The organism is Pseudarthrobacter sp. AB1 (assembly GCF_014926485.1).
GTDB lineage: Bacteria > Actinomycetota > Actinomycetes > Actinomycetales > Micrococcaceae > Arthrobacter.
Genome location: NZ_PZKO01000067.1, coordinates 66,324 through 86,503, shown reverse-complemented (window position 1 = coordinate 86,503; position 20,180 = coordinate 66,324). Strand labels below are relative to the sequence as shown.

Genomic DNA, 20,180 nt, shown 5'->3' with positions numbered 1-20,180 from the left:
GACAGGCAGGACCTCCCATGAGAGACGATCAGCTTCCGCAAGCCCGGGAACCCGTGCTCAGCCCCGACCAGCTGGACCGCGTCCATGCCTGGTGGCGTGCGGCGAATTATCTGTCCGTGGGACAGATCTACCTCATGGACAACCCGCTGCTGCGCGAGCCGCTGCGCCCGGAGCACATCAAACCCCGGCTGCTGGGGCACTGGGGGACCACCCCAGGCCTGAATTTCATTTACGCCCACCTGAACCGGGCCATCATGGACCGGGACCTGGACATGATCTACATCATGGGCCCCGGCCACGGCGGACCGGGGCCGGTGGCGTCGGCCTGGCTGGAAGGCACCTACAGCGAAACATACCCGGATATTTCCCTGGACCTCGCCGGGATGAAGCGGCTGTTCCGCCAGTTCTCTTTTCCCGGCGGCATCCCCAGCCATGTGGCCCCGGAGACACCGGGATCCATCCACGAGGGCGGGGAGCTCGGCTACGCGCTCTCGCACGCCTACGGCGCAGCATTCGATAACCCTGACCTCATCGTGGCGGCCGTGATCGGTGACGGGGAAGCAGAGACGGGCCCGCTGGCCGCGAGCTGGCACTCCAACAAATTCGTGAACCCGGCCCGGGACGGCACCGTCCTGCCGATCCTGCACCTGAACGGCTACAAGATCGCCAACCCCACAGTCCTGGACCGGATCAGCCCTGAGGAACTGGACGCCCTGTTGCGCGGGTACGGCCACACCCCGTATTACGTGGAAGGCTCCGACCCGGAACAGATGCATCAGGACTTCGCCCGGACCCTGGATACCTGCCTCGACGAGATCCGTGAGATTAAGCGCGGCGCCCGTGAGGACGGCCGGACGGACCGGCCCCGCTGGCCCATGATCGTCCTGCGCTCTCCCAAGGGCTGGACGGGACCGGCTGAAGTGGACGGGCTGAAGGTGGAGGGAAGCTGGCGTTCACACCAGGTGCCCTTCACCCAGGCCCGCGAAAACGACAGCCACCGCGCAGTGCTGGAGAAGTGGCTGCGCAGCTACCGCCCCGAGGAACTCTTCGACGACGCGGGGGCTCCGGTGGAGGCGGTCGGCGGGTTGCATCCGGCCGGGGAGCGGCGCATGAGCGCGAACCCGCACGCTAACGGGGGGCTGTTGCTGCGCGACCTGCGGATGCCCGCCTTCGCCGAATATGCCGTGCCCGTGGCCCACCCCGGGACCGGGGCCGTGGAATCCACCCGGGTCCTGGGCACATTCCTGCGGGACATCATGGCTGCGAACATGGACAATTTCCGGGTCTTCGCCCCGGACGAAAACAACTCCAACCGGCTGGGGGACATATTCGACGCGACCGACCGGGCCTGGAATGCCCGGACCGTTCCAGAGGACGACCATCTCGCCCGCGACGGTCGGGTCATGGAAATCCTCTCCGAACACACCTGCCAGGGCTGGCTGGAAGGCTACCTGCTTTCGGGCCGGCATGGATTCTTTTCCTGCTACGAGGCGTTCATCCACATCGTTGACTCGATGTTCAACCAGCACGCCAAGTGGCTGACAACGACCAACGACATCCCGTGGCGCCGCCCGGTCGCTTCCCTGAACTACCTGCTGACCTCCCATGTGTGGCGGCAGGACAACAACGGGTTTTCCCACCAGGACCCCGGGTTCATCGACCATGTGATCAACAAGAAGACCGACGTCATCCGCGTCTACCTGCCGCCGGACGCCAACACGCTCCTGTCCGTGGCCGACCACTGCCTGCGCAGTCGCCAGTACGTCAACGTCATTGTCGCCGGAAAGCAGCCGCAACTGCAGTACCTGGACATGCAGCAGGCGATCGTGCACTGCACCAAAGGCATCGGGATCTGGGACTGGGCCAGTTCGGATGCGGACGGGGAACCCGACGTGGTCATGGGCTGCGCCGGTGATGTGCCCACAATGGAGACCCTGGCCGCCGTCGACATCCTCCGCGGGCGGTTCCCGGATCTGAAGATCCGGGTGGTCAACGTTGTTGACCTTATGCGCCTGCAGGATGACACGGAACATCCCCATGGCCTGTCCGGGCGGGACTTCGATGCCCTGTTCACCGCGGACAAACCGGTGATCTTCGCCTACCACGGCTACCCGTGGCTGATACACCGGCTCACCTACCGCCGGACGAACCACGGCAACATCCATGTCCGCGGCTACAAGGAGGAAGGCACCACCACGACCCCGTTCGATATGTGCGTGCTCAACCAGCTCGACCGGTTCAACCTTGCCATCGACGTCATCGACCGGGTGCCCCGCCTCAAGGACGTTTCGGCGCACATCCGGGAGGAACTCAAGAACAAGCTCATCGAGCACCGGCAGTACATCCGCGCCTACGGCGAAGACATGCCGGAAATCCGGAACTGGGAGTGGACGTCCGCACCGGGTCCCGCCAACAACCCGGCTGATGAAGTAGCGGAACCGGCGTAGCATGGCGCAGGTCCATGCGGGCGGCGGCCGCCCATCCAGTGATTCCCGGCATGGCGCAGCATTGCCGTATCAGGCGGTGCTGTTCGATATGGACGGAGTTGTCACACAGACCGCCGGCGTGCACGCGGCAGCCTGGAAGCAACTCTTCGACTCCGTCCTTCAGGACCCCCGGCTCGCCGGGCGCCCAAGGACGGATCCGTTCGACGAGGACGCGGACTACCGGCGGTACGTCGATGGCCGGCAGCGCGAGGAAGGAGTCACCGCCTTCTTGGCCTCCCGCGGCGCCCGGCTTCCCGCCGGGCGGCCGGATGACGGGCCGGATGTCTGGTCCGTCCATGGACTCGGCGCCCGCAAGAACGCCCTGTTCCTCGAGGCCGTGACGCGCAATGGCATCCGGGCCTACCCCGGGACCAGCGCCCTGCTGGCCCGCCTGCATGCCGCGGGCATCCCCGTGGGCCTGGTCACGGCGAGCCGCACCGCCCGCGCCCTGTTGGCCGCTGCCGGCCTCGACACCGGATTCGACGTCATCATCGACGGGCAGACCGCCGCCGAACAGGGCCTGCCGGGCAAGCCCGACCCGGCCATGTTCCTCGAGGCGGCGCGCCGCCTCGGCGTGGCACCCGGGCATGCCGCGGTTGTCGAGGACGCCGCTGCCGGGGTGCAGGCAGGACGCCGCGGCGGCTTCGGTCTGGTCGTCGGCATCGACCGCGCGGGGCATCGGGAACAACTGGAACTGGCCGGCGCCGACATTGTCCTCGGCGACGTCTCTGAGCTGGACCTGGGGGTTTCACGCACGGATCCGTGGACGCTGGTCTACGAAGGGTTCGATCCTGCTCACGAAGGCCACCGGGAAGCGCTGACCGCCCTCGGTAACGGGTACATGGCTACGCGCGGAGCCCAGCCGGAGCACAGTGATGACGGCGTCCATTATCCCGGGACCTATCTGGCCGGTGTCTACAACCGGACAACGAGCACCATTCACGGCCGCGACCTGGAAGAAGAGCATTTGGTCAATGTCCCTAACTGGCTGCCCGTGGACGTGCGCATCGGCGCCGGCCCGTGGTGGTCAACTGGGGATATCCAGGTCAGCGATCAGCGAAGCGAGCTCGATCTGCGCTGGGGCCTGTCGACACGCCGCGCAACCCTGACCGGGCCGGACGGGGAACAGCTTACCGTCGTGCAGCGGCGGCTGGTCTCCATGCACAATCCCCACCTGGCCGCGCTGGAGACGACCCTGTCGGCCCGCGGCTTCAGCGGGACCGTGAGCATCCGTGCGGGCATCGATGCCCGGGTGGCCAACACCAATGTCCGCGACTATGCCGGCACCGGGCAACGGCACCTGACCGATGCTGAATTCACGGAAGTGGACGGCGACACCGTCCTGTGCGCCGTCCAGACCAGCCAGAGCCGAATACGCATCGCCCTGGCCGTCCGGACGGTATTCGACGGCGCCCCGGCGGCAACGCCCCGGGACGCCGGGAGCGACGGCGGACGGTACCAGCGGCAGTTCGAGCTCCGGCTGACCGACGGACAGCCGGCCACCATGACCAGGACCGCGTCGCTGGCAACCTCCCGCGACGGCGCCATCTCCTCGCCTGAGGCCGCGGCCCTGGCCGGGCTTTCCCGCGTTGACACAGGCTTCCCCGCACTGCTCAAGGACCACGAGGCGGCCTGGCGGCGCCTGTGGGACCGGTTCGGGATCAGCCTCGACGGCGACCGGCAGTCCCAGCTGATACTCAACCTGCATGTGTTCCACCTGCTGCAGACAATTTCCGTCTATACCGCGGCACTGGATGCCGGCGTGCCGGCCCGGGGCCTGCACGGGGAAGGCTACCGCGGGCACGTCTTCTGGGACGAACTGTTCGTCTTCCCCGTGATCGGGCTCCGGCTCCCTGAGGTCAGCCGGGCCCTGCTGGAGTACCGCTGGCGCAGGCTGGATGCTGCGCGGGCCGCCGCACGTGCGCAGGGCCTCCAGGGGGCGCTCTTCCCCTGGCAAAGCGGCAGCGACGGACGGGAGGAAACGCCCCGCCAGCTCTACAACGCCCGGTCCGCCCGCTGGATGCCGGACAACTCCAGCCGCCAGCGGCACGTCGGACTCGCCGTCGCCTACAACGCCTGGCAGCACTACCAGGCCACCGGGGACCGGGACTGGCTGACGGCCCGCGGCGGGGAACTGATCATCGAAGTGACCCGGATGTTCGCCTCCCTGGCCATCCATGATCCGGTGGAGGACAGATTCCACATTTCAGGGGTGATGGGACCCGACGAATACCACGACGGGTACCCGGACGCACCCGGGACCGGCCTTCGTGACAACGCCTACACCAACGTCCTGCTCTCCTGGCTCTGCGACCGCGCCGCCGATGTGCTGGCAGAACTCGCCGGCCATCCCGGCGATGACCTCACGGACCGGCTACAGATCACCGAGGAGGAAATCAGCCACTGGTCCAGGATCAGCCGCAGGCTCGCCGTGCCGTTCCATGCCGACGGAGTCCTCAGCCAATTCGACGGTTACGAAGACCTGTCAGAACTGGACTGGCCGGCCTACCGGGCCACGTACGGCAACATCGGCCGGCTCGATCTGATCCTCGAAGCCGAAAACGACGCCGCCAACCGGTACAAACTCGCCAAGCAGGCTGACGTCCTGATGCTGATCTACCTGCTGGGGCCCGCAGGGGTGATCAGGCAGCTGCACCGGCTCGGCTATCCGTTCGCGCAGCCGGATCTGGAGCGCACGGTGGAGTACTACCTGGCCCGGACCGCGAATGGGTCGACGCTCAGCCGGGTGGTGCACGCCTCGGTACTGGCCCGGATTGATGAATCCCGGGCCTGGCAGGTCTTCCGTGAAGCCCTGGTCTCTGATCTGGACGACACCCAGGGCGGCACGACCCGGGAAGGTATCCATCTGGGCGCCATGTCCGGGACGGTCGATGTCGTCCTCCGGGCTTTCGCCGGCCTTCAGACAGAGGCCGGCGCGCTGACCTTTTCTCCCCGGCTGCCGGCCCGGCTGGGAAGTGCCGGGTTCCAGATCCTGTACCGGGGCCACCGGATCGAGGTGTCCCTGAGGGCGGAAAACCTCCGGATCAGGCTGCAGCCCTGCAGCGCCCCCGCTGTCCGGATAGGTGTCGAAGGGCACTATGCCCAGCTCGCCGGCGGGCAAGTCATGGACTTCCCCCTGGTACCGAAGGACCGCAAATAACCATCGGGGCTGGGAACCGCCGACGACGACACAACGCAACCGCACGTGGAAAGGCATACCAATGAGTAAGACCAGAGTGGCTGTCAACGGATACGGAGTCATCGGCAAGCGGGTAGCCGACGCGGTCCTGCTGCAGCCGGACATGGAACTGGCCGGCGTCGCCGATATCATCACCGACTGGCGGATCCGGTCCGCTGCGGGACGCTTCCCGCTGTTCGCGTCCACTGCCGAAGCGCGGGACGCCATGGGTCAGGCAGGCCTGACAATCTCCGGAGACCTGGACGACCTGGTGGGCCAGGCGGACGTCATCGTCGACGCGACCCCCAAACACGTGGCGGCCGGTAACCTGCCCCGCTACCGGGACGCCGGTGTAAAAGTCGTCCTGCAAGGCGGTGAATCCCATGACACCACAGGACATTCATTCGTGGCGCAGGCCAACTATGACAGCGCAGTGGGCCGGGACATGACCCGTGTCGTCTCCTGCAACACGACCAGCATCGTCAGGGTACTCGGTGCTCTGCAGGACGCGGGGCTCCTGGCCAGGGCCCGCGGAGTCCTCATCCGCCGCGCCACCGACCCCTGGGAATCACATCTCGGCGGGATCATGAACACGATGGTCCCGGAACCGAAAATACCCTCCCACCAGGGCCCGGACGCCCGGACCGTCCTGCCCGATCTGGACGTTGTCACGATCGCGGCCAAAGGCGCCCACACCCAGACCCACAACCATTACTGGACGCTCCAGCTCACCCGCGCCGCCAGCCGGGAAGAAGTCCTCGCAGCACTGCGCGCCGCACCGCGGATAGCCTTTATCCGGATGGCCGACGGACTCGTCGCGCTGAACTCGACCATCGAACTGATGAAAGATCTGGGCCGGCCCCGCGGGGACATGTGGGAAGTCGCAGTCTGGGAGGAACTGGTCACCGTTGAAGGGGACGAGGCCTACCTGACGTACCAGGTCTACAACGAGGCCATCGTCGTACCCGAAACCATCGACGCCATCCGCGCCCTGACCGGGTCCGCCCCGGACGCGGCAACGTCAATACGGATTACCGACGCCACATTGGGCATCCGGCAGGACTTCCTCGCCGAGCATCTGCCTGTCCTGCCCGGAGGCCAGCCATGAACCACGACCACCAGCACCCCGACCAGCCGGCCGGCACTCCCGTCCCCGGGGGCCAGCCGATGGACCGGGGATCCCTGCTGAACTTCGTGGCCGGCCCCGGTGGCAGCACGCTGCGCCGCACACTGATCGTCCTGACCGTTGCCGTCGCAGTGTTCTACCTGCTGACCAGCCACTGGGTGCACGTGCTCGATGCGCTGCCCTACGTTTTCGTGGTGGGGATGCTGGGAATGCACCTGTTCGGCCACGGCGGCCATGGCGGCCACGGCGGCGGGGGGTGGAAATCATGACAAGCGATGATTCCGGGTACAACCTGTGGTTCCTGGTGATTCTGAACTCTGCCATATTCATTGTTTTCGCGTTCAGCTTCGTCAAACCGAAAACGAAACTCGACTGGCGGGCCTTCGGCGGGTTCGCCGCGTTCATCGTCGCGTTGTTCACGGAGATGTACGGTTTTCCGCTGACCATCTACTTCCTCTCCGGCTGGCTGGGCAGCCAGTTCCCGAATCTGAGTCTTCTGACCCATAATTCAGGGCATCTGTGGCAGGACCTCATGGGCTGGCAGGGAGATCCGCATCTGAACCCCCTGCACCTGCTGAGCAACGTGCTCATAGCTGCCGGCTTCATCCTGCTGTATCAGGCATGGCGCGTTTTGTATGCGGCACAGACGGAGCGCCGGTTGGCGGTCGCTGGTATCTACGCCCGGCTCCGCCACCCGCAGTACCTGGGGTTCCTGACGATCATGTTTGGGTTCCTGTTGCAGTGGCCCACCCTCCTGACCCTGATCATGTTCCCGATCCTGGTTGTCGTCTATTACCGCCTTGCCAGGCACGAAGAGAAGAACATGGCGGCCGAATTCGGAGAGGAGTACAGCGTCTATGCCCGCAACGTTCCAGGTTTCATCCCCCGGTTCGGTAAAAACAAAGGGGCACCGCGCGTTCACGGCCCCGACCACCCCCAGTAACCAGGCGTGGCGTGCGGAACGCCCCGGGCCAGGCAGTCCATGCAGGAGTCATCCACGGTGGGAGCCATCCATGCGAACGAAACGCGGATCGGGAAGATCCGGCCAACACGACACGCGACATCCAGGGCCGGGGCCGCTCTGTGCCGGAAGAACATGCGCGGCTGTCCTGCTGGCCTGTTTCTTCCTCGTCGGAGGCGTTATATCGACCCCACCGGCATCCGCCCATGAGGGAGATCCTTCGTCAGAGGGGTATCTGCTGGTTCAACAGGCGCTGGGGCACCTCGTCCACGATCCGGGCAATGTTGGTCCGGCCCTGGAGAAAATCGACGCGGCCCTCGCGGCGCCGGACCAGGACGGGGTATCCGTGGCTGAACTCCAACAGGCCAAGGCTGCCCTCCAGGCCGGAAATCCAGCCCAGGGACGTGCCCTGCTGCAGGAGTCCATCACGGTGGCCCTGAGCACGCTGGAGCCCGCGACCGGCGGTGAGACCGGGACAACGGCCGTCCTTGACCCGCTCCCGCCCCGCGGAGGGCTATCGGGAGCGGACTGGGGGTTTTTGACAGTATCCCTGCTGGCGGTTATCACGGGATTGTTGCTGGCCTATATGTTCCGTCCAGACCAGAACGTCCGGGAGCTGCGATTGCTGCTGGCCTGGAAGCACAGACGCCAGGATCTGCCATCGAAACATCAGCGGTCAGGCCGAAAGGAGCGGTGAATCTGAGATGAACGATGAATCGGCAACCACCGGCGGCCCAACCCCGGCACAGGCGCCGCGCCGCGGCCGGGCACGGCGTCTGCTGGATGTGATCGATGAGCGGCTGGGCATCGGGGCCCTGGGGTACGCCGTCCCGGAACACGCAAACTCCCTGGCCTGGAGCCTCGGGGGTGTCACGGCGGCAGCCTTCGGAATCCTGGTGGTGAGCGGTATTGTGCTGGTCCAGTTCTACAGCCCCACACCGGAAACGGCGAACCAGTCGGTCCGGGGTATCGTCACGGACGTCTGGGGCGGAAGCGTTCTGCGTGGCGTGCACTTTTGGGCGTCCCAGGCCATGTACGTCACCGCTGCCCTGCACCTGATCAGGGTTTTCGTCACCGGCTCATTCAAACGCCCGCGCGAAGGAAACTGGCTCATCGGCGTGGCACTGTTCGCACTGATCACCCTCGCCCTGTTCACGGGAACAGTCCTGAAGTGGGATCAGGAGGGCTTTGAGGCGCTGGGCCACAACGTGGAGATCGGGGATCTGCTCGGCGGGGCCGGGTTCTGGTTTTCCGCGGAGTTCGCGGATCAGGTGTCGATCCTCGTGCGGGTCTACGGCGCGCATGTGGTGATCCTTCCGGGAACCATTCTGGTCCTCGTGACTCTGCATGGGCTCCTGGTAAAACGTCACAGAATCTCTCCCCACCCGTCGCTGCCGGCCGATATCTCAGGGGAACAGGCTTCGGCTGCGGAACCAACCGAACCCTTCACCCATCACCTGCGCCGCATCGGCGCGTTCGGCCTGGTCCTGGCCGGCGTGCTTGGCATCCTGGCGGTGCTTCTTCCACCGCCGGTAGGTGCGACGCCGGTCGCCGGCATCGAAGTGACCCGGCCCCCATGGAATTTTTGGTGGCTTTACACCTTGGAAGACTGGTTTGGTCTGCCCGCCATCCTTTTTGCCGAGGTCGCGTTTTTCATTCTCCTCGCCGCGGTTCCCTTTGCGGACCGGAGCCGGAACCGGCTGTGGCGACGGCGCCCCGTCTCGATGGCTGTTGGCCTTGTGCTGGTGCTGGGCCTCCTGACGCTCACAATTCTAATTTTTGTCATCCCGGTCAAAGAACATCTGGGGGCATGAGCATGCGCACGTCACCAACACATCCGCGAGACCGGCGCGCACGACGGGCGTTTTGGATACTCGTCGCGGCTGCAGTGCTGGCCGCAGGTTCGCTGACGGGCGCCCTCGCCGCGGCCCCTGCACCTGTCACGGGCTTATGGACCGCCGCCAGCGGAACCGTCCTGGCCGTTTCGCTGAGCCTCGCTGTGCGTATTCTCAACTTCCAGGACCGGGCACGCAGGGCGCCGGACCAGCCGCCCGAGAAGCCTTCTGCCGGTGCCGTTCAGGACAGGTTATGAAGGCCGGCAGTGATTTACTGCCGGACGCTCAGCCCGTGAACGACGCCGCGCCCTGCATTTGCCCGGCCGATCCAACTGCCCAGATCCCTGGCCGGATGTGCCCGGTCTCCACGTGCGTGCACAACAAGTTGTCCACCGTACCCGGTGGCTGGAGGCTGAAATTTCGGCTCCGCCGGCCTCCCCTCGGTCGGGGCAGGCCCCTAAGGGAGGATTTCTGATGGTTCAACAGCGCCTGGCGTATCCGGGTTGCAGGCCGCCCGGCTACGGGAAAACCGTCTTAGAGGCAGCCGGCTCCGTCATCGCGGCCCCGGACCGGGAACGCATGGACTCCCGCGATGACCGGCAGGCGAAAATGCCCGTGAGCGTGGGGCGCGCCCGCTCACGGTGCGGGGCAGAGCCGGCAAGTGAAGGACCGAATACACCGCTGGGTACCCCTTCCCCAATGAACACGAGAATCACTAGGCCGTCCGCCGTGCCGGCCGAACGCCGCTCCGGTATCCTGCCCTCGAAGGGGTTAGTGTGCGCCTACCCCAGACAGTAATCAATGCCGGACAGGTCGGAGACCTCCGTCGGCCCAAGCCGATGCGGATGCTGTGGATAACCTTTGCCTGGGGCTCGTGCTTTCTGGCGATCAGTATCGGTCTGAAGGATGCCCCGCTGCTGTGGTTTGCCGCGTTGCGCGCACTCATTGCCGGCGGGGTGCTTCTCGCAGTTGCGGGATTCCGGCGGGAACCGGCGCCGCGCGGGGCACGGACTTGGACTCTGATAGCAGTGATGGGAATTGTCAATGTCACACTGGCATTCGCTGCCATGTTCGGCGGTCTGGCCGGCCTCTCAACAGGGGCCGCCTCCGTCCTGGCCAACGCACAGCCCCTGCTCATAGTGCTTCCGGCCTGGTGGATATACAAGGAGCGCGTGTCCGGGCGAACGCTGGCAGCGATGGGGACAGGCTTCGCAGGGCTATTGGCCGTCGCCCTGCCCAGCGGAACTGGCACCGGTGCGTGGCTGTCCATCACCGCGGCTCTCGCGGTCACTGCCGGGACTTTGATTTCGAGGCAGATAAAGGCCGATGTCCTGCAGGTGATTGCCTGGCATTTCCTGATCGGTGGCGCAATTCTTGCCGTCATCGCCGGGCTCACCGAAGGGGCACCGGCCATCAACTGGGGTGTGCGCTTCATCGGCATTCTCCTGTATGTCTCCCTCGTCGGCACCGCTGCGGCCTTTCTCGGCTGGTTCACAGAAGTCCAACAGTGCCGCCTGGACGCGGTCACGGCGTGGACCTTCCTGGTTCCGGTGTTCGGCATCCTGTTGTCCATGGTTGTCTTGGGCGAACGCCAGAGCAGTTGGAGCTTGGCCGGCATGGGCCTGGTTCTGGTGTCCATGGTCGTCCTTGTGCTGCCGCGAAGACAGCCCACCCTGCAAAGACCTGAAAACTCCCATGGACAATAGACCGCGCCCCGCCGCATGGAAAGGCAAGACGTGCAGGAACGTGAGGCACGCCCTTCCACTTCGAAGACCCCCACATCACACGGAAATCAGAACGGACAATGACAACCAACATACGTGTACACCGCTATCAGGAAATCGGCGAGGTTCTGGCCCGGCATGGGCTGGGCTTCCTCGTGGGCATCACCGGACTTGGGCGGTGGGTCCCGTTCCACCAGGGGCTCATGGGCCATGAACGAAGGGCCGAGCCGTACACGAATCCGGACCACTTGCGGTTGGCCCTCGAAGAACTGGGACCGACGTTCATCAAGCTCGGCCAACTCCTCTCCACCCGGCCTGACCTCTTGCCGCCCCGGTACCAGACGGAGTTGGCTAAACTCCAGGACGCTGCCCCGCCGGTGCCAGGCGCAACGATCCGACAGGCAATCCGCGAAGAGCTGGGGTCCGGACCGGACGATGTGTTTGCGGACTTCACCCTTGAGCCCCTCGCGAGTGCCTCTATCGGCCAGGCCCATGCGGCGACCCTCCACGACGGAACACCCGTCATAGTCAAAGTCCGCCGGCCCGACGTCATTCCCACGATCGAGGCAGACCTGGATATTCTGCAGAACCTCGCGGTCCAGATCAGCAACCGGTGGGAGGCAGCGGGCGACTACAACCTCCCCGGCATAGCCGCGGAGTTTGCACAGACTTTGAGGGCAGAACTCGACTATCTGCAGGAAGGGCGGAACGCGGAGCGATTCGCCGCGAACTTTGCATCCGACCCCGGCGTCCACATTCCCCGCGTCTTTTGGGAGACGACCACGTCCCGGGTGCTGACGCTGGAGCGGATCGTGGGAATGAAAGTCAATGATCTCGCGGCCCTGGACCGTGCAGGGATCGACCGGGCTGCGTTGGCTGTCCGGTCCGCCGGCACAGCCCTCAAAATGGTCTTTGAGGACGGGTTCTTCCATGCCGATCCGCATCCGGGCAACCTGTTCATCGAATCCGACGGTCGCATAGGTCTCATCGACTTCGGCATGGTCGGCGAGGTGAACGACAAACTCCGGGGCCAACTCGGCGTCCTGCTGACTGCATTGGCCCGCAGCGACCCGGGCCGTATCGGCTCCGCTTTGCTGGACCTTTCCGTAACCCGGCAGCCTGTGGACCGCAGCCGGCTGCGCGCGGACGTCACCCGGTTTATTGCCCACTACGAAGGCCGCCCACTAAATCAAATCGAAATCGGGCCGCTGATCACCCAAGCGGTCGCGCTGATGCGCACTTCCCACCTGCAGATGCCGCAGGAACTGGCGAAGCTCCTGAAAATGATGATCATGGCCGAAGGCATCGGAGTTGAACTGGACCCCGGCTTTAACCTGAGCGTGATGCTTGCCCCCTACGCGAGGAAGCTCATGGTGGGCCGCTTTGCGCCGCAGGCACTTGCCAGCCGCATGGCCGCAGCCGGTGCTGACGCAGCGGAACTAGCTGAGGACCTGCCGGAGTTACTGCGTCGAGTCGTGGATACCCTCGACACAGCAGGCCTGGAAGTCCATTTACGGGCCGCGGAGCTGGAACCCCTGGTCGGGCGGGTGGAACGCATCGGCAACCGCCTGGTAGCAGGCATGATTGCCGCGGCGCTGATCGGAGGTGTCGGAGCTCTGACGTCGGGAGACAAGGAACGCTGGGGCAGCTGGGAGAAACCATTAATGCGCGCCGGACTGGGCGCGGGCGGTGCGCTTGGCGCTTATCTGGTCTGGACTTCACGGCGCGCAGGGGGATCACATCGATGAGGAGTCAAGATTCCGCACGCCGGACCGGATCCTGCTGCGCCCCCTTCCCCCGGCTGGCTCGGCCCGTATCTTTCCACCGCCAATTCAATCCGGCCAAGGCTCAGCGAGATGAAATTGCAACAGCGAAGGATGCAGGGTGAAGGATCCAGGCTGCGGTGCGGACTCGAAAGACACCGGAAGGGCAGCCGTTGCCCCGGACGGCGATCCCGGGGCGGCCAACATCCGGGGGCGTGCCACGCCGGCATCCGTGACGGAATGTGCCCCCTGCGTTGCCCGGCCATCAGCGCTGCCGCAACGGGTTGCGTCGATCCAGGCGGCCATCGCCGCGGAGAGGGAGCCACTGCTCGCTCTCACGCATCTGCTGCAGCTGTGCCGGGACGAGCATCCCATACTGCAGGAGCGGATCCAGGATGCCGGCTGCCGCGCTAAGGCGGAGCAGGTCACGGCCGGCGTCAGGGTCCTACTGCCCACCACATCGACCGAACCTGAAATGGGCGCTCCGGTTGCCGCTGCACTGGCGGCGGCACTGACGGCCGACGACGGCCTGCCCGCAGTTGTTGTCGCACGGCTATTGGCTGAACTTTTGGATGAACAGTACTGCCATAGCTTCCGCGAGTCCTTTCGCCGACGGAGCCCTTACCAGCCAGGCGTTGGAGATCCTATCCCCCTGGACAGTCCAGACCTCCGGCATGTGACCGCGCTGACCGCGACCTCCCCGCCGTGGCGGCTGGCCAACCGTCTCGACGAGACCCGTCACGTCCGGCTCGCCGGAGAATGGGCCACACAGTTCCAGGTCATCTTCGACTACAGCCTTGCCCGCGAGCTCACCGGGATCATAGATCGCAGCACCGTCGTGGCAACCTGCCATCCCAACCGCACCTTGGCTGATTTCCACTTTCCGGCCGACGCCAGCGGGCGGACATTCCCTGTAGGCCCGAAAGATGAGGACAAACAGCACGAGGAGATCGACCGGCTGATCAATGCGGCGGTCGCAAACGGCGCGAGCATTGTTGTCCTGCCCGAGCTCTGCGTCACCGAGTCCCTCGCTGCCCGCCTGCAGAGCTGGACATGCCGGACCGGCGGGCCCAAGATGCTCGTCGCCGGAAGCTACCACCACGACGACGAGCACGACGGGTCGCCGCGGCGGCGTAACACGGCCGTCGCCTATCTCCGCGACGTCGCGTCTCCGTTGACCCAGGACAAGCACTCGCCAGCCGACCGGCCGGTCAACGAAGGTATCCAGCCTCAGGGTTGGCCCCAGCTGCGGGTCCATGTCAGTGACGACGGATGGCATCTGGTACTGGCAATCTGCCGGGATCTGCTCAATCCCCACGCTGTGCACGCTCTAGCCGAGTCGGGCGCCAACCTCCTGCTGGTACCGGCGATGAGCGAGACCCTCGTTGCCTTTGGCGGCCCGGTGGCGAACCTCGTAGGGGCCAGCCAGGCCTTCGTGGCGGTAGCAAACAACCCCGCAGATTTCTCAGAGACGACTGACCTGACGGTCCGCCGTCCGGCCCGTGCGTTGTTCGGTCATCCGGGGTTTGGGCAGTTGACCCGGCTGGTGCAGCCGGCCAGCTCCGCTCCCGGGGTGGGGTTGCTGCGTGTACAAACCGGCCAACTTCAATGGCTTGACTCCGATGCCGGCCGGGCCAGGCTGAACCGCGGAACGTCCGTGCGGCCGCCATGGGCCGACACGTTGGCCCGGCTGAGCGGACCTGACCGTCCAGAACCGAACCGTCAGCCGACCCCGGTCACACTTAACCAGGCGGCGGTGCTTGTGCTGCTCACGGACAGCCCACAGGGCCCGTCCGTGCTCCTTACTGAACGGGCATCCGATCTAACCAACTACCCAGGGCAGCTGGTGTTTCCCGGCGGCGCCGCCGAAGCCGACGACGACGCGCCGGCCGCCACGGCGCTGCGCGAGGCCTGTGAGGAAACCGCATTGGACCCAGGCAGCGTGCACATTCTGGGCACTCTGCCCGCAATCGCCCTTCCCGAAAGCGGATTCCTGCTGACGCCCGTCATCGCATGGTCTGAGGGGCCCATCTTCCCCGGCACGGCCAACATAGCCGAGGTCAGCCATATCACCACAATTCCGTTGTACCAGCGGGCAGGCGCAGGACAACAGCGACCGGATCCTGCACCGGACGAAGAAACCTCGGCGGAACGCCAACCCGCGACGCTCGGAGCCGGCACAAGCGCGATACTTGACATGCTCCGAGGCATGCTTTGGGGCCCGATGAGCACCCGGGCAACGGAGCCATGACAGGGACGACGAAGCACTCGCCGATACCGCCGGTCCTGCCTCAGGCCGCGGCAGGGAACCGAGGCTGGCCCTGACTGGGAAACCCCTCACATCACCCGTCACCGGCAGTCTGACCTGCGGCGTAGCATCCTCCGTAATTGCAATCTACATCAGGTACCTTGCCGCTGAAACCTGTATGGGAGACTGATGGCAACCAGCCAGGCAGGACCCCAACGGACGGCGGAGATCATGGGCGACGGAGACGGATTCAGGATCGCGGTCGGGGTGGATGGCTCTACGGAATCACGGTTCGCCCTCGAATGGGCCGTCACGGAGGCCCGTCTCCGCCACGGACAGGTACGGGCAGTAACCGCCTGGGAGTATCCTCCCGAGGCCGCCGGGATGGAAGCGATGATCTGGGATAGCAACCTTTCCGAGCCGACTGCCCGGGGAATGCAGACGGACATTTTGAAGGGAGTGGACACCGAAGGTGTCGACGTCACTGGTGACGTCGTCCAAGGGCCTACAGTCACCGTCCTTATAAATGCTTCCAAGGACGCCGACCTGCTGGTCGTTGGTTCCCGCGGCCAAGGAGGATTCACCGGGCTGCTGCTCGGGTCCGTGTCCACGCAGGTACTCCACCATGCCGCCTGCGCCGTGCTCGTAGTCTGGACCAGGCCAGGAGTCCTCGAAGAGGGAGACATCTTCGAGGGACCGCCCTGTCCCAAAGCACCGGCGATGGGGGCAGGAGCAGCGGAATGGAAGCAAGTAGTCCCAGCGCGCCGAACAGTGCGGTGCCAACCGACCCTGCGACAAGTGCCGTGCCGGCCAGCAATGTGGTGCCGGGCCCCATCCATGGCAAAGCGGTCCCACGGGTTGCTGGCGATTGCCGAATACCGTGCCGCTGCCCCCAGATGGCTCGGATCAATATTTCCCGGCTGTGACTCCCGGGCTATTGTCCCGTTCGGAGGACAAGCTTTCGCTGAAACCGGGGGACGAACCGGCTCAACGATGGGTCGCGCCGGCGATGGGGCTGCAGGTCTTCGCCGGCGATGTTCTCTCTGTCCGCATTTGTGATCGGCCCTGGCGATCATGGCACCGAAGGCGACCTAAGCCGTGGGCCGGTACCCGGTCTGGACCACACCACGGATCACATGATGAAAAATTCAATTCGCCAGAGAACGGGTGATGACAGGCAGTCAGGTATTACTGGTCGAACCTGGCCCCGGATCCCGCCTTCGCGCTCTTGACAAGCGACCGCGCGCTAATGCGGCCATATAAGCGATGAGGAGTATCGCGATGAATAGACCAAAATCAGATCCCAGCAAGAGATTCACGGAAAGAAATATGCCGAAGGTGAAAACTCCGGTGACGAAGAGTATCCGCTCCGCCCAAATGTCGCCTCCGCGGTACGAGAAGCCTGCCAGACCGGCAATGGCAATTCCGAGTCCGATGGCGAAGGCACCCCAGGACGTGAATACCAGTCCCATCCAATGGAACAGTGCTGGGTGAAGGCTGCGCAGCTCCTCTGGCGTCATCCCGGTGTATCGCTGGTCTTCCGGTAAAAGCACGACGACAGGCCTCAGCACCACGAAGGCGGACCCCATCAGGACGGTCAATGCACCTACGGCTACAAGAGTCACCCATGCCACTTTCGGGGGGTTTTGATCGTGCATAGCTCTCCTACGGCAGGGACTACCTATCGGACGTCGATGACTCCCATCATTCCACTGTCCTCGTGGTCCAGTATGTGGCAGTGGTACACGGAACGACCCGTGAAATCGTTGAAGGCGACCCTGACCTTGACCTGTCCGTGAGCCTGCACGTTGACGACGTCCCGCCAGACGGCGGGCCCGGTGTCTGACCCTGATCTTCAACGATCTGCATCGACCACACATGCAGATGGAACGGATGATCCATCGGGCTGGAATTTGTCAGGGTCCACTCCTCGACGGTCCGGGCGGCCACCGTCGTGTCCGTCCGGGTCTCGTCGAACCCGATATGGCCGCGGCACTTGAGGCTGTGCCGAGTAGTACGAAGACCGTTGAAAAACTGACAGAGAAGTCCGAGGCCGAGGCCGCCCGCGAGCTGGTGAGGATGGCCAAGGAGCAGGGCCTGGCCTTGACCGGTCCTGACGGGGCCGACGTCACCGGTACGTCGTCCAAGGGCCCACAGTCACCGTCCTTATAAATGCTTCCAAGGACGCTGACATGATGGTGGTCGGTCCCGCGGCCACGGAGGATTCACCGGGCTGCTGCTCGGGGTCCGTGTCCACGCAGGTACTCCACCATGCTGCCTGTCCCGTGCTCGTAGTCAGGACCAGGCCAGGAGTCCTCGAAGTTGGATAACATCTTCGGTCGAGGGGGTCGCCCCAGTGGGCCGGGTGCACTGTCGGCTGTATCTGCGGCTGCCATGCATCAGCGGGTTCCTGAATGAGGGAGGGCCGGGTCAGCGTTGAGGCCGCGACGGTGGAACCGGAACAGGACTTCGACGGCGAGGGCGCCGACGAGGCCGACCAGCACAGATACCGTCAGGTGGTCTTGCCGAAGCACTATGAAATCAAAGATATCCCGCAGCGGAGGCACGGTCAGCAGGAAGACCAGTGCGGCATACATGGCACCAATGATCACTAACCGCCAGCTGTTTACCGTCCGCGAGAGAACGACCAACACCCACAGGGCGATCAGCGTCAGTACGAGAACGGAACCCGTCCGCGCCGCCGCGATGCCGGAACCCGCCAGCAGGGAATACGCATTGATGGCGAGGACTGAGAGAGCGGTAATCAACCCCGCCGGTACGGCAAAAGAGAGTGAGCGTTTCAGGAAGCCGGGCCGGTAGCGACGCGTGTTCGGCATCAGAGCCAGAAAAAACGCAGGAATTCCTATAGTGATACCGTCCGTCGCCGAAAATTGGCGGGCAGGAACGGGAACCCCCAGAGCAGTGTTTCACTTCCACCGCTCGTCACCCGAGCACGTGCCCGTCGACGCGACCGACGGCCGGGGGCCAACACGCCTGTCCACGCGCAGGGCTGAAGTGAATCGTGCTTTCGCCGCGGGGTGGCGTGTGCGCCTGGCCCGGCCGAGATGGCCCCCGGTTTGCAGCCCATGGGCAAAAGGCTGCAACGTTTCTTTCCTATACGCTGGGCCTCGCAGGCCGTATCTCCGATCGGCCAATTCGTTGCGAGGAGTTTGCCCATGGTTTCCAGCGATTCCCGCACTCTACATGCGGGGACAGCCGCATCGGCAGGTTCCTCCACGCCACCGTGGCACACACTCTCAGCAGCCGAGACCGCAGCGGCCCTCCGGACAGACCCTTCGGTTGGGCTGACCACAGCTGCCGAGGAATCACGGCAGCTGGAGCACGGGCCCAATGTGCTGGTTGAGGCACAAAAGAAACCTGCATGGAAAAAGGTACTGCGGCTCCTGGCGGGGAAGATGACTATCCTGCTGGTCGTTGCCGCCGCAGTGAGCGCCACGGTCTCCCGGGAATGGGAAACGCCCGTCGTGATTCTGGCTGTCATCATCCTCAACACTCTCCTGAACTACGTTCAGGAGAGCCGGGCGGACAGCAGTCTTGCGGCGTTGCGGAAGATGACCGCGGACACCGCACGGGTGCGCCGGGACGGGGGCGAGCAGGAAATTTCCAACTCCGAACTGGTGCCAGGAGATGTTGTGCTGCTGGAAGCCGGGGATTCCGTCCCCGCGGACGGCCGGCTCATCGAGGCTGTGAGACTCTCATCGAGGCTGTGAGACTGCAGATTGTCGAAGCCGGCCTGACCGGCGAGTCCCAACCGGTGGACAAGCCACTCAGGTGCTCGCAGACGCGAAACAGCCGCTGGCAGACCGGACGAACATGGTTTTCATGGGTACCGACATCAGTCGGGGGCGGGCCGTTGTTCTGGTCTCGGGGACAGGAATGGAGACCCAGATCGGCAGCATCGCGACGCTGCTCGGCGGGGCTGCAACCGGGAAAACCCTGCTGCAGCGGCGGATCGATCAGCTTGCCCGGACACTCTGACGATCGTCGCCATCGTTGTTGTCGGCGTCGTCTTCCTACTCGGACTGTTCCGTGGTCAGCCCTTGTCCGAGCTGCTGATCACCGCGGTTTCACTCGCGGTAGCCACCATCCCTGAGGGCCTGGCTGCCGTCGTCGCTTTCACTCTGGCCATGGGCGCTTCCCGGCTTGCCCGGCGCGGCGCGATCATTAAGCAGCTATCCGCCGTGGAAACCCTCGGCAGCACCACCCACATTTCAAAGGACAAGACTGGAACGCTGACGCTCAACGAAATGACCGTGCGGCGGCTGCTCGTTGCCGGCCGCAGCTTCCGGGTCACCGGCAACGGCTATTCGACAGACGGCAAGATTCTGAGCAGCGATGGCGACCCGCCTCCAGGGGTTCTCCACCCGGTATGAGAGCGCCGTGGCCAATACAGCGGCGCAGGCGGTCGCGAGCACTAAGCCTCCGGCGAAGTACCGGCCGGCCAAGACGCCGGCAAGGACGCAGAGGCTTCCGACGAGGAGGAGACGCCGGGGCCCAAGTGGCATCCGGGCACCGCTGCCAGGCATGTCCTTCGCAGGTTGTTGTGAGCTCCGCAGTGTTGCGTTCTGGTGTGTCATAGCGTTTCGGGTCCTCTGTTGTAGTGAGTCCTGCCGGGTCTTCCGTTCGGATTGCCGGCGTGCAAGATGACATCACGGCTCTTTGTTCCAATACTCAAACACTACAGATTTGGCGGCGTCCCGTTCGGCACATCCGCATCTCTGACGGGATGTCCGGCCCACCAGCCCAGCCGCTCCCCTGCCTCGCTCCCGGATGGCGTGACGGCAAGATCAGTCCCTCCCTGCCGGTTCGTTCGCTGATGCGACAGGTACTTGAGTACA

At 64.8% G+C, this 20,180-nt stretch carries 19 protein-coding genes and 2 pseudogenes; 17 read left to right on the top strand and 4 right to left on the bottom strand.

Going from position 1 to position 20,180, the window contains the following annotated elements; genetic code table 11:
* The first annotated feature begins 17 nt into the window (after nt 1-17).
* From DAD99_RS18545 to DAD99_RS18525, 5 genes are all read left to right on the top strand, one after another.
* Nucleotides 18-2,447 (top strand): phosphoketolase, encoded by a 2,430-nt coding sequence (locus tag DAD99_RS18545; protein WP_193342687.1) that lies wholly within the window; start codon nt 18-20, stop codon nt 2,445-2,447.
* Between the two features lies 1 nt (nt 2,448).
* Entirely contained in the window at nt 2,449-5,646 is a 3,198-nt protein-coding gene (locus tag DAD99_RS18540; RefSeq protein ID WP_193342686.1) for a beta-phosphoglucomutase family hydrolase, read from the top strand.
* 61 nt (nt 5,647-5,707) lie between these two features.
* Nucleotides 5,708-6,772 (top strand): type II glyceraldehyde-3-phosphate dehydrogenase, encoded by a 1,065-nt coding sequence (locus DAD99_RS18535; RefSeq protein WP_193342685.1) that lies wholly within the window; start codon nt 5,708-5,710, stop codon nt 6,770-6,772.
* Nucleotides 6,769-7,059, top strand: coding sequence for a DUF2933 domain-containing protein (locus DAD99_RS18530; protein ID WP_193342684.1), 291 nt, complete (start codon nt 6,769-6,771; stop codon nt 7,057-7,059). Before DAD99_RS18535 ends, DAD99_RS18530 begins: the two co-directional genes overlap by 4 nt.
* Nucleotides 7,056-7,733 carry an isoprenylcysteine carboxylmethyltransferase family protein gene (locus DAD99_RS18525; protein WP_193342683.1) on the top strand — a complete coding sequence of 226 codons (678 nt, stop codon included), beginning with the start codon at nt 7,056-7,058 and terminating at the stop codon, nt 7,731-7,733. Before DAD99_RS18530 ends, DAD99_RS18525 begins: the two co-directional genes overlap by 4 nt.
* Nucleotides 7,734-7,974: 241 nt before the next feature.
* Here DAD99_RS18525 and DAD99_RS18520 read toward each other — a convergent pair whose 3' ends face one another.
* Nucleotides 7,975-8,112 carry a hypothetical protein gene (locus DAD99_RS18520; RefSeq protein ID WP_193342682.1) on the bottom strand — a complete coding sequence of 46 codons (138 nt, stop codon included), beginning with the start codon at nt 8,110-8,112 and terminating at the stop codon, nt 7,975-7,977.
* Between DAD99_RS18520 and DAD99_RS18515 the strand changes: the two genes are divergently transcribed.
* From DAD99_RS18515 to DAD99_RS22200, 7 genes are all read left to right on the top strand, one after another.
* Nucleotides 8,098-8,448, top strand: a complete 351-nt coding sequence (locus DAD99_RS18515) for a hypothetical protein (protein WP_193342681.1) — start codon at nt 8,098-8,100, stop codon at nt 8,446-8,448. The two genes, DAD99_RS18520 and DAD99_RS18515, sit on opposite strands and share 15 nt — an antisense overlap.
* 7 nt (nt 8,449-8,455) lie before the next feature.
* Entirely contained in the window at nt 8,456-9,565 is a 1,110-nt protein-coding gene (locus tag DAD99_RS18510) for a cytochrome b N-terminal domain-containing protein (RefSeq protein ID WP_193342680.1), read from the top strand.
* Nucleotides 9,562-9,843, top strand: a complete 282-nt coding sequence (locus DAD99_RS18505; protein ID WP_193342679.1) for a hypothetical protein — start codon at nt 9,562-9,564, stop codon at nt 9,841-9,843. The genes DAD99_RS18510 and DAD99_RS18505 overlap by 4 nt, the downstream gene beginning before the upstream one ends.
* 519 nt (nt 9,844-10,362) lie before the next feature.
* The gene (locus DAD99_RS18500; protein ID WP_309233397.1) at nt 10,363-11,292 is read left to right on the top strand and encodes a DMT family transporter; all 930 of its coding nucleotides are present in this window, start codon (nt 10,363-10,365) and stop codon (nt 11,290-11,292) included.
* 98 nt (nt 11,293-11,390) lie between these two features.
* Entirely contained in the window at nt 11,391-13,058 is a 1,668-nt protein-coding gene (locus tag DAD99_RS18495; RefSeq protein ID WP_193342678.1) for an AarF/ABC1/UbiB kinase family protein, read from the top strand.
* 136 nt (nt 13,059-13,194) lie between these two features.
* Nucleotides 13,195-15,324: an NUDIX domain-containing protein gene (locus tag DAD99_RS18490; protein ID WP_309233396.1), complete on the top strand. Its 2,130-nt coding sequence runs from the start codon at nt 13,195-13,197 to the stop codon at nt 15,322-15,324.
* 186 nt (nt 15,325-15,510) lie between these two features.
* A complete protein-coding gene (locus tag DAD99_RS22200) occupies nt 15,511-16,380 on the top strand; it encodes a universal stress protein (RefSeq protein ID WP_309233395.1) in 870 nt (289 codons plus the stop codon).
* A gap of 122 nt (nt 16,381-16,502) precedes the next feature.
* Here the strand turns inward: DAD99_RS22200 and DAD99_RS18480 are convergent, their stop codons facing one another.
* A complete protein-coding gene (locus DAD99_RS18480; RefSeq protein ID WP_193342677.1) occupies nt 16,503-16,946 on the bottom strand; it encodes a hypothetical protein in 444 nt (147 codons plus the stop codon).
* 56 nt (nt 16,947-17,002) lie between these two features.
* Nucleotides 17,003-17,298: pseudogene (locus tag DAD99_RS18475) on the bottom strand (multicopper oxidase domain-containing protein); the annotation flags it as partial.
* Between the two features lie 6 nt (nt 17,299-17,304).
* Here DAD99_RS18475 and DAD99_RS18470 point away from each other — a divergent pair.
* Together DAD99_RS18470 and DAD99_RS22355 are read left to right on the top strand one after the other, a co-directional pair.
* Nucleotides 17,305-17,442, top strand: a pseudogene (locus DAD99_RS18470) (IS256 family transposase); the annotation flags it as partial.
* Between the two features lie 47 nt (nt 17,443-17,489).
* Nucleotides 17,490-17,651, top strand: coding sequence for a universal stress protein (locus DAD99_RS22355; protein WP_193342779.1), 162 nt, complete (start codon nt 17,490-17,492; stop codon nt 17,649-17,651).
* Between the two features lie 69 nt (nt 17,652-17,720).
* Here DAD99_RS22355 and DAD99_RS18460 read toward each other — a convergent pair whose 3' ends face one another.
* Entirely contained in the window at nt 17,721-18,158 is a 438-nt protein-coding gene (locus DAD99_RS18460; protein WP_193342676.1) for a hypothetical protein, read from the bottom strand.
* Between the two features lie 339 nt (nt 18,159-18,497).
* On the opposite strand from DAD99_RS18460, the gene DAD99_RS22080 reads away from it, so the two are divergent.
* From DAD99_RS22080 to DAD99_RS22070, 3 genes are all read left to right on the top strand, one after another.
* Complete coding sequence (locus tag DAD99_RS22080) at nt 18,498-19,052, top strand: cation-transporting P-type ATPase (protein ID WP_255527502.1); 555 nt, start codon at nt 18,498-18,500, stop codon at nt 19,050-19,052.
* A gap of 112 nt (nt 19,053-19,164) precedes the next feature.
* Nucleotides 19,165-19,320 (top strand): hypothetical protein, encoded by a 156-nt coding sequence (locus DAD99_RS22075; RefSeq protein ID WP_255527501.1) that lies wholly within the window; start codon nt 19,165-19,167, stop codon nt 19,318-19,320.
* Entirely contained in the window at nt 19,317-19,715 is a 399-nt protein-coding gene (locus tag DAD99_RS22070) for an HAD-IC family P-type ATPase (RefSeq protein ID WP_309233408.1), read from the top strand. Before DAD99_RS22075 ends, DAD99_RS22070 begins: the two co-directional genes overlap by 4 nt.
* The last annotated feature ends 465 nt before the right edge of the window (nt 19,716-20,180 follow it).